Genomic DNA, 10,553 nt, shown 5'->3' on the forward strand with positions numbered 1-10,553 from the left:
CAGGCGCGGGAGGATGTCAACGACGGACCCCCCGCGAATTCGCGAAAGCCGACGACGAGTGACACTTACCCAGTCTCGTCCAGCCGCGGGAACGACCGCCACGCGAGCCACACAGAGAAGACGGCGATCGCGAGCGTCGCGCCCGCCAGCAGCGGCCCGGGCTCGTACAGGAGGGGCGGGTGGTAGCCGACCCCGTAGTCGAGCGCGACGTTCCCGACGGCCAGCGCGAGTGCGAGTCCGAGCGCCCCGCGGCTCGTCCGCCCGAACGCCGGGAACAGCAGCGCGAACCCGACGAAACAGAGGTGCGTGCCGAGCACGCCCCAGTAGTAGATCCACGCGTCGGGGGCCGCGACGTACTGCGAGAAGGCGAGGTTCAGTGAGACCAGCGGCCAGAGGCCGAACGTGACCAGCCAGACGAACGCGAGGGTGTGGAGGTACGCCAGCGGCCGCGACGCGGGAGCGTCGGCGGCCACGCTCCCGCCGGAAAGCACCGTCGGCACGAGCGTCAGCAGGACCGCCCCGCCGAGCGCGACCGCGACCGCCGAGTCCGCGTACAGCGGCCACAGCGGAACCGGCACGTCGCCGGCCGTCGGGGCGTAGTAGCCGGCGCCGACCGCGAGCATGAACGCGACGAACGCGAGCACGACGCCGAGGCTCCGGGGGGTGCCGAGCAGCTCCTCGGCGACCGCCTCGCGGACGCGCCGCCGGACGGGCGCCCGTCGGAGCCGCCCGAGGGACCGCAGCCCGTCGGGGGCGTCGGAGCGTGTCACACCGTCCGCTTCGACCCCGACGAACTAAAGGCCCGCTCTCCGTTCGGCCGCGGCCGGGTCCGGGCCGAGCGCGGCGGCCGACGAACTGCCCCGGGTTGAATAGTAAACAACAGGGATTTTGCTCGTCCGACGAGTAGCCCGCGGTATCGACGCGCCGCGTCGCGTTCCGGTACGCGGCCGGTGCCGTCGCGTTTCACATGAGTTCCACATCCCGCGGCGTTCTCGACGCCGCCGATATCGTCGTGGTCGGCGAGACGGCGTGGTCGAACGCCTACGTCGACGCCCTCCGAGATCGGTCCGACGCGAGCGTCCGGGTCGTCCCGACGGCGGCGGCGGCGCTGGACGCCCTCGGAGCGTCGGCGGTCGACTGCGTGGTGACCGACTACGAGCTCCCGGGGACCACGGGCGTCGAACTCGCTCGCCGGATACGCGACCGGACGGCCTCGCTGCCGGTCGTCCTGGGAACGACCGCGGGGAGCGAGGCGATCGCCAGCGAGGCGATCGGCGCCGGCGTGACCGACTACCTCGCGATCGACGACCCGCTGCCGGACGCGGTCGACGACGCGATTCGGCGGACGGAGCGGGCCGTCCGGGAGGCCCGCCGGTCGGTGACGCGACGCGAGCGCGCGCGGCAGTTCGACGCCTCCTTCCGAGACGCCAGGTCGGCGACGTGGGTGCTCGACCCGGACGGGCGGCTCACGCGCGTCAACCAGGCCGCCCTGGATATGGTCGACGCCGACGCGGACGCCGTCGTCGGCGACCCGTTCTGGACCCTCCCGTGGTGGTCCGAGGGCGACCGTCCGCGCGAGGACATCCGCCGGCTCGTCGACGCCGCGCGGGGCGGGGAGTTCGCCCACGCCGTCGTCGTCCGGGACGCGACCGACGACCGGGTTCTGGAGCTCTCCGTCCGGCCGGTCACCGACGAGCGCGGGGACCTCTCTTCGATCGTCGTGGACAGCGCGGACATCACCGACCGAGTCGCCCTCGAGCGGGAGCTCCGGCGGTCGGAGAAGCTCCACCGCGTCACGCTCAACAACATGACCGACACCGTCCTGATAACCGACGAGGACGGGGAGTACACCTACGTCTGCCCGAACGTTCACTTCATCTTCGGGTACACCGCCGAGGAGATCCGCGAGCTGGGAACCATCGAGGACCTGCTCGGGGAGGACCTCTTCGACCGAGAGGCGCTCGCCGAGGAGGGCGTCCTGAAGAACATCGAGACCACGGCCACGGACAAGGCCGGCCACGAGCACACGCTGTTGGTGAACGTCCGCGAGGCGTCCATCGAGGACGGCACGCTGCTGTACAGCTGCCGGGACGTCACGAAGCGCAAGCAGCGCGAGCGGGCGCTCGCCACCCTCCAAGAGACCGCTCGGGACTTCCTCTACGCCGAGACCCACCGCGAGATCGCCCGTCACGTCGTCGACGACACCCCGGACGTGCTCGGTCTCGACGCCGGCGCCGTCTACCTCTTCGACGCCGACGACACCCGACTCCGGCCAGCCGCCCGCTCGCAGGCGATGCGGAACGTCCACGGCCCGCTGCCGGCCGTGCACGCGGACGGTCGCGACCTCACGAGTCACAGCTTCGTCGAGAACGAGGCGCTGTTCTTCGACGACGTGCACGACTCGGACCGCCTCACGGACCGCGCCACGGGCCTCCGGAGCGCGGCGTACATCCCCCTCGGGAACCACGGCGTGTTCGTCGCCGGCTCGACCGACGTCGGCGCCTTCGACGACGTCAGGCGGGAGCTGGCCGACCTCCTCGCGGCGACCGCCGAGGCGGCGCTCGACCGGGTCGACCGGGAGTCCCAGCTCCGCGAGCAGGACCGCGAGCTCCAGCGCCGAAACGACCGGCTCTCGGCGCTCGACCGGATCAACGAGACGATCCGCGAGATCGACCACGGGATCGTGCAGGCCGAGACCCGCGAGGAGATCGACCACACCGTCTGCGAACGGCTCACCGCGGACGGGCGCTTCCGGCTCGCGTGGATCGGCGCCCGCGACGACGCCGGCGACGCGGTGACGCCGCGGGCGTGGGCGGGGACCGATCGGGGCTACCTCGACGCGCGGACGTTCCCCGTCGCTCCCGAGGGCGTCGAACCGGCGGGCCGGACGGCGGCGACCGGGGAGGTGACCCACGTCTCGAACGTCGCGGCCGACATCCGCGCGGCGCCGTGGCGTTCGGACGCGATCTCCCGCGATCTGCTCTCGGTGTTGAGCGTCCCGCTGGTGTACAACGACCTCTCGTACGGCGTGTTGACCGTGTACGCGGAGGCGCCGGACGCGTTCGACGAGACCGTACAGGCCGTGCTCGCGGAGCTCGGAGAGACGATCGCCGCCGCGATCAGCGCCGGCGAGCGCACGCGCGCGCTGCTCACGACCTCGATGACCCGCGTCGAGTACGCGGTCCGCGACCCGTCGTTCGTGCTCTCGCAACTGGCCGAAACCGCCGGCTGCACGGTCTCTTACGAGGGCGGCGTTCGACAGACCGTGAGCGGCAACGACGTGTTCCTCACCGTCGAGGACGCGCCGCTCGACGCGGTCGTCGACGCGACCGAGGAGCTCGTGGCCGTCGAGGCCGTTCGGCGGATCCGGGGCGGCGACGCCGGAGGGGTGGTGCGACTCCGACTGGCCGAGCCCTTCCTCGCCGCGGATCTGGCGGAACACGGCGCCGTCCTCCGGAGCGCGACGGCGACGGCCGAAGGGGCGGAGTTGGTCATCGACGTTCCCGGCGGGGGCGAACACAGACACGTCACGCGGCTCGTCCGCGACCGGTTCGCCGACGTCGACCTCTCGTCGAAGCAGTCGCGCGAACAGGCGTCCGAACACGGGTTCTACGCGTCGGTGCTCGACAGGCTGACCGACAGACAGCTCGAGGTCTTAGAGACCGCGTACTACAGCGGGTTCTTCGAGTCGCCGCGGAAGGCGACCGGCGAGGTCGTCGCGAACTCGCTCGACATCTCTCCGCAGGCGTTCTACCAGCACATCCGAACGGCCCAGCGGAAGCTGTTCGCGGCGCTGATCGACGACCACGCGCCGGTGGCCGCCGGCCACGTCGATCGCTGATCCCGGCCCCCTGCTCTGCCACGGTAAGGTTTAATTATAAACTACTCTGTTCGAGGCGTGGTTGGATGAGCAACTACTGAATATATCCTTATATCCCCAATATGCCCTTGTAGAGTCCCGCGCAGACGCGCCGGAACTCACGACCACCAATGAGGGACGTCGACCAGAAATCGGCCGAGGAATCGCCCTACGAGTGTTTCGACTGCGGACACGTCGTGCTCGCCGAGAACAATCCCGGTCAGTGTCCCGACTGCGGGGGCGAGATACGGAACCGACACACCCCGCTCGAGTGACGATGGGTCCGACATCGACGACGGCCGGCGACGAGCCGCGAGCGGAGACCCGATCGGAACCGAACGACCCTGAACCGAACGACTCTGAACCGAACGAGCCGGAATCGGCGCTGGAGACGGCGCGCCGACAGCTTCAGCACGCCGCCGATCACCTGGATATCGATCCGAACGTGGTCGAACGGCTCAAACACCCTAAGCGGGTCCACGAGGTCACCGTCCCGATCGAACGCGAGGACGGGGACGTGGCGGTGTACACCGGGTATCGAGCGCAACACGACAGCGTCCGCGGCCCGTATAAGGGCGGGCTCCGGTATCACCCCGACGTGACGCGCGAGGAGTGCGTCGGCCTCGGCATGTGGATGACGTGGAAGTGCGCCGTGATGGACATCCCGTTCGGCGGTGCGAAAGGCGGTATCGCGGTGAATCCGAAGGACCTGACCGACGAGGAGACGGAACGGCTGACGCGCCGGTTCACGGACGAGATCCGGGCCGTCATCGGTCCCACGACGGATATCCCCGCGCCCGACATGGGCACGGACCCGCAGACGATGGCGTGGCTGATGGACGCCTACTCCATGCAGGAGGGCGAAACGATCCCCGGCGTGGTGACGGGGAAGCCGCCCGTCGTCGGCGGGAGCGAGGGCCGCGACGAGGCGCCGGGCCGGAGCGTCGCTATCGTCGCCCGCGAGGCCGTCGATTACTACGGGAAGGCGATCGGTGAGACGTCGGTCGCGGTGCAGGGGTTCGGGAGCGTCGGGGCGAACGCCGCCACGCTGCTCGACGACTGGGGGGCGAACGTCGTCGCCGTGAGCGACGTCACCGGCGGCGTCTACGACCCGGACGGCCTCGACACGCGCGCGATCCCCTCCCACCGCGAGGAGCCGGAAGCGGTGATGACCCACGAGGCGCCGGGGACGGTGACGAACGACGCCCTGCTGGAGCTCGACGTCGACGTGGTGATCCCGGCGGCGATCGGGAACGTGCTGACGGCCGACAACGCCGACGACGTCGCCGCGGACATCGTTATCGAGGGGGCCAACGGTCCGACGACGAGCGCGGCGAGCGAGGTCTTCGCCGAGCGCGACGTGCCGGTGATCCCGGACATTCTGGCCAACGCCGGCGGGGTGACGGTGAGCTACTTCGAGTGGCTTCAGGACATCAACCGCCGCGCGTGGTCGCTCGACCGCGTCAACGACGAGCTGGAGACCGAGATGCTCGACGCCTGGGGAGACGTCCGGGACGAGTTCGAAGCGCGGGACGTGACGTGGCGCGACGCCGCCTACATCGTCGCCCTGTCGCGGATCGCCGAGGCGCACGAGGCGCGCGGGCTCTGGCCCTGAGGGGTCGCTCCCGCCGCGGGTCGAGCCCGCGCCGTCGGAAGTGACCGGCGGCGCCGTCGGAGGGAGGGTCGGCCGCGCGCCATCGCCGTCAGTCGATCGGCTCGTCCGCCGCTCCGGTCACCCCCTCCGGGGATTATCAGTCGCGGGTTTTTGCGAGACACCTTTTTCAACGGTTGCGGCGTTCCCGTACGCATGGCAACCGAGGACGCCGAGCGTTCGCCCCTCTCGCCCGACGAGACGGCGGACTCCGCGGCGTCCGATCCCCCGGTCGCGGTGGGACGGTACTCGTGGCGCTCGTTCCTCCGCGACCGCGGCCGTGACGACGCCGCGGACGAGCTGTACGCCGACATCGGCGAGGGGCCGGTCGTCCCGTCGACCGCCGTCGACGCCCACTTCGAGGACGGCGTCGACCGAGTCATCCGCGCCGCCGGCGTCGACGAGCCGTACACGACCGACGGCGACACCGCCGTCCCGGGACACGGAACCCCCGAGGCGGGCGCCCTCGTGATCGGCCCCGACCGAGTCGTCCTCAGCGGCGCGGCCGTCGTCCCCGCCGGGACCTCGACCGCGGCGAACCCTCCCGACCCGAGAGCGGAGTCGGTCGGAACGACGGAGGGGGGCGACGGAGACGGCGAGGCGGGCGATGGCGAGGAAGACGACGCCGATGCCGACAGAGAGGGTGACGGCGAGCGGGACGACGGAGCCGACGGCGACGGCGATGCCGACAGCGAGGGCGATGCTGACAGCGACGGGGACGACGGCGATGCCGACAGCGGGGATGATTCTGACAGCGACGGGGACGACGGCGATGCCGAAAGCGGGGATGATTCTGACAGCGACGGCGAGGAGGACGACACCGACGGCGAAGAGGCCGTCGTTCCGACCGAACCCGACTCTGCCGCTGGGGACGGATCGGAAGGACCGGACGAGCGAGAGGGGCCGACCGAGCCGGACGAACGCCCCGGAATCGCGGTCGACGGCGCGGGCGTTCCCGGGGTCGTGGTCGCTGCGGGCAACGACGTGGAATCGGTCCCTCGGCGCGCCCCGACCGCTGAGGAGTGGGCTCGCGTCGGCGTGGACCCGGGCGAGTTCCTCGGCTTCGACCCGTCGGAGACGGCGTACCGAGTCCGGGCGGCCGCGGCCGTCGGCGACGTCCTCTGGGACCTGTGCTCGGCGCGGTACGACCTCTATTCGGTGCCGGTCTTAAAGGGGTACTACACGTGGGACGACTACCGCGACGAGTTCTTCCTCGACGAGGACGGGAACCCGCCGACCGAGGTGAACGAAGAGGGGGAGGAGGTGCCGCTGGCGTTCACCCACGAGGACAAGACCGAAGCGCTCGGGTTCGACCCCGACCGGACGGAGGAGCTCCTCGGCGCGGGCGGGAGCGCCGCCGCCGAGCTCGCCGATCTGGTCGACGAGCGCACGGTAAACGTGAACCCCGACGTCGACGAGGACGAGTTCTTCTCGACGGCGGACGGCGACACCACCCTCGCGAACCGGTACGACCTCGAGAAGGCGGTCCCGATGCCGAAGAAGGTCCACTTCCGAGAGATCGAGCGGTACTGGGTGAACAAGCCGTACGCGTTCGTCATCGTGTTCCGCTCGACGAAGGAGAACGAGGTGAAGTACTACGCGGTCCAGCCGTACCGGACCGACATCGAGGCCGACCTCGTCGAGTTCCTGACGGGGAAGCTCCGCACCTCGATCAAGTACGCCGACGAGGCGATCGCGGGCGGGGACGAGGCGTTCCGAAAGGACGTTATCGTCGACGAGACGCTCACCCTGCTCGACCGGTACGACCTCTACGAGCGCGAGGACGGCGACCGCGGGGTGATCGACGACCTCGTCGACGACGTGGTCGACCGGTTCGGCTTCGACGTCACCGAAGGGATCGCCGCTCGGATCACGGAGTCGCTCGGCTACGTGCCCCCGACGAAATCGGAATCGGAGGCGGAGTCGGCGCCGGCGAAGATCCTCGCCCGGCCCGAGCCCGCGGTGTTGGCCGAGGACCCGGAGACGCTGTCGGAGCACCAGGTCGAGAAGCTGCTGTACTACCTCAAGCGGGACTTCATCGGCTACGAGCGGATCGACCCGATCAAGTACGACATCAACGTGGAGGACATCTCCTGTGACGGGTACAACTCCCCCGTCTTCGTCTACCACTCCGACTACGAGCAGATCATCACCAACGTCTACCACGAGACCGACGAGCTCGACGACTTCGTCGTGAAGCTCGCGCAGCGCTCCGGGAAGGGGATCTCGAAGCGGCGCCCGCAGGTGGACGCCACCCTCCCCGACGGCTCCCGCGCCCAGCTCACGCTCGGCCGGGAGGTGTCGGACCACGGGACCAACTACACCATCCGACAGTTCAACGAGGTCCCCTTCACCCCGATCGACCTGATCAACTGGAAGACGTTCTCGCTCGACGAGATGGCGTTCCTCTGGCTTTCGATCGAGAACCACAAGAGCCTGATCTTCGCGGGCGGCACCGCCTCGGGGAAGACGACGAGCCTGAACGCGGTCTCGCTGTTCATCCCCTCGAACGCGAAGATCGTCTCCATCGAGGACACCCGCGAGGTCGAACTCCCCCAGCGCAACTGGATCGCCTCGGTCACCCGCCCCTCCTTCTCCGACGACGACAAGGGCGACATCGACGAGTTCGACTTACTGGAGGCCGCGCTCCGGCAGCGCCCCGACTACATCGTGATGGGCGAGATCCGCGGTGAGGAGGGCCGGACCGCCTTCCAGGTGATGTCGACCGGCCACACCACGTACACCACCTTCCACGCCGACACGGTCGGCGAGGTGCTCAAGCGGTTCACCACGGAGCCGATCAACGTCTCGAAGACGATGTTCACCGCCCTCGACCTGGTCTCCGTTCAGACGTCGACCCGGGTGCAGGGAAAGAAGGTGCGCCGAAACAAGTCGCTGACCGAGATCAACCACTACGACGCCGAGAACGACGAGATCAACGTTCAGGACGTGTTCCAGTGGCAGGCGGAGACGGACGAGTTCCTCCAGATGGGCGACTCGAACACCCTCGAAGACATCATGTTCGACCGCGGGTGGAGCCGCGAGACGCTGAACGAGGAGCTCCGGAAACGCCGGGTCGTGTTAGCGTACCTCATCGACCGCGGGCTCAACAGCTACGCGCAGGTGGCGGCGACGTTCCAGGCGTTCATCAACGACCCCGAGACGGTGCTCGCGCTGATGGCGAACGAGGGACTGGAGCGCTCGCTGGAGGACCTCCGGGAGATGGAGTCCGTGCTCATCAACGTCGACCGCGACAAGGAGGAGATGATCCCCCGCCCCGAGCCGGACGAGGCGGGCCGCGCGGAGGTAGAGCGGATCCTCGCCGACGCCGGGGACCTGTTCGCCGAGTACCGGGGACGGATGCCCGACTCCGTCGCCGACGCGCTGCTCGACATCGCGCCCGCCGCCGACGTCGAGGCGACGCCCGACGACGACCACGGGACGCTCGCGGAGGCGGCCCGCGAGGCGGCGGCGCTCCACCCGGAAGCGGCCGGCCCCGAACTCCCCCAGATCGCCGCGGAAGCCGAGAGCGCACCGATCGACGGAACGCCGCCGGAGGCGGTGACGGCCGACGGCGGTGCCGGCGTCGAGTCGAGCGATCGGTCCCCGTCGTCGGAGGAACCGGCGAACGGGACGGAGGCGGCGGATGGATCGGGGTCGGGCACCGGGGTCCGTGACTCGAATGGCGCCGATTCGGGCGGTGGAAGCGGCGCTATCGACTTCGACGAGCCGTTCGAGGAGGGGATCGACGTGTTGGACCCGGCCGCGGAAGACGGCGAGGCAGGGCCCGATGACGACGCGGAGAGCGACGGCGAGGCGGGGGAGGCGGAGAGCGACGACGGGGAGAGCGCTGACGACATCGACGACTGGGGGTTCGGCACGGTCGAGTCCCCGGAGGAGCGGTAGCGCCGTGACCCCGACGAGGTGGCTCGCGTGAGCCTCGACGCGGGGGTCGGCGACGGCTCCGCCGACGCCGACGTCCTCGCGGAGCTGTTCTACCCCGTCTTCGAGCTGCTGTTCGACCCCGACGGCGACTTCGTCGGCGACGTCGAGCGCAAGCTCGCGGAGGCGCGGATGCCGGACCAGGTCGAAATGTACGTCTCCCGAGCGCTCGGCGCCGGGCTGCTCGCCGGTGGGCTGCTCTGGGCGCTCGGCACGCTGATCGGGTACGGCGTGTTCTCGCTCGGGCTGATCGACCCGAACACGCTTTCGCTCGGGATGCCCGCGCCCACGCCGGCGATCCAGGAGCTGTTGCGGTCGCTGGTCGTGCCGACCGCGGTGCTGATAAGCGGGCTCGTCTTCGGGTCGATCGGCTTCGCGCTCGGGTTCGGCGCCCTCGTCGCGGTCCCCTACTCGCGCGCGTCGTCGCGGAAGCGCGAGATCAACCTCCTGCTCGCTGACTCCGTCTCGTTCATGTACGCGCTCTCCGTCGGCGGGCTCAATCAGCTCGAGATCCTGCGCGCGATGGCGACGGCGGAGGACACCTACGGCGAGGTCTCCCGCGAGTTCCAGAGCATCGTCAACGAGACGGAGTACTTCGGCACCGACTACCGGAACGCGATCCGCCAGCAGTCGATGGAGACCCCCTCCGACGAGCTCTCGCAGTTCCTCGCCGACATGCTCTCGATCGTCAACTCCGGCGGCGACATGGAGAGCTTCCTGAAGGACAAAAAGGAGAAACACCTCCGCACGTCGAAACAGGAGCGCGAGATGACCCTGGAGACGCTGGAGCTGTTCGGCGAGATGTACATGACGCTCTCCTTATTCCCCCTCCTCCTGATCATCATCCTCGTCATCATGGGGATGATGGGGGAGGCGGACGACCGACTGCTGTACGCGACGGTGTACGTCCTGATCCCGTTGACCGGGATCGGCTTCCTCGTGCTCGTCTCGACCGTCAAGCAGGACGAGCCCGGCGACGGCTACCTCCGCCCCGACGGCGGCAGCGAGCGGCTCCGACAGACGAGCCAGGAAGGGCTGCTCCACTTCGGACTCATCGAAGGGTTCGTCGGTCGATTCGGCGTCTTCGACCGGATCCGCGAC

The 10,553-nt window shown here is 69.6% G+C and carries 6 protein-coding genes; 5 read left to right on the top strand and 1 reads right to left on the bottom strand.

All coding sequences use genetic code 11. From position 1 onward, the window contains the following. Positions 1–65 precede the first annotated feature (65 nt). Entirely contained in the window at positions 66–770 is a 705-nt protein-coding gene (locus DJ74_RS00690) for a DUF1405 domain-containing protein (protein ID WP_094525986.1), read from the bottom strand. Between the two features lie 197 nt (positions 771–967). Between DJ74_RS00690 and DJ74_RS00695 the strand changes: the two genes are divergently transcribed. From DJ74_RS00695 to DJ74_RS00710, 5 genes are all read left to right on the top strand, one after another. Next, positions 968–3,841, top strand: coding sequence for a bacterio-opsin activator domain-containing protein (locus tag DJ74_RS00695; RefSeq protein WP_094525987.1), 2,874 nt, complete (start codon positions 968–970; stop codon positions 3,839–3,841). A 149-nt stretch (positions 3,842–3,990) separates the two neighbouring features. After that, entirely contained in the window at positions 3,991–4,134 is a 144-nt protein-coding gene (locus DJ74_RS18480) for a rubrerythrin-like domain-containing protein (RefSeq protein ID WP_141212022.1), read from the top strand. Further along, the gene (gene gdhB / locus DJ74_RS00700; RefSeq protein WP_394338289.1) at positions 4,131–5,474 is read left to right on the top strand and encodes a glutamate dehydrogenase GdhB; all 1,344 of its coding nucleotides are present in this window, start codon (positions 4,131–4,133) and stop codon (positions 5,472–5,474) included. Before DJ74_RS18480 ends, gdhB begins: the two co-directional genes overlap by 4 nt. 192 nt (positions 5,475–5,666) lie before the next feature. Next, a complete protein-coding gene (locus tag DJ74_RS00705; RefSeq protein ID WP_094525988.1) occupies positions 5,667–9,416 on the top strand; it encodes an ATPase, T2SS/T4P/T4SS family in 3,750 nt (1,249 codons plus the stop codon). 27 nt (positions 9,417–9,443) lie between these two features. Beyond that, a partial coding sequence (locus DJ74_RS00710) for a type II secretion system F family protein (protein ID WP_176451283.1) occupies positions 9,444–10,553 on the top strand: 1,110 nt, incomplete at its 3' end.

The organism is Halorubrum sp. Ea8, assembly GCF_002252925.1.
Lineage (GTDB): Archaea > Halobacteriota > Halobacteria > Halobacteriales > Haloferacaceae > Halorubrum.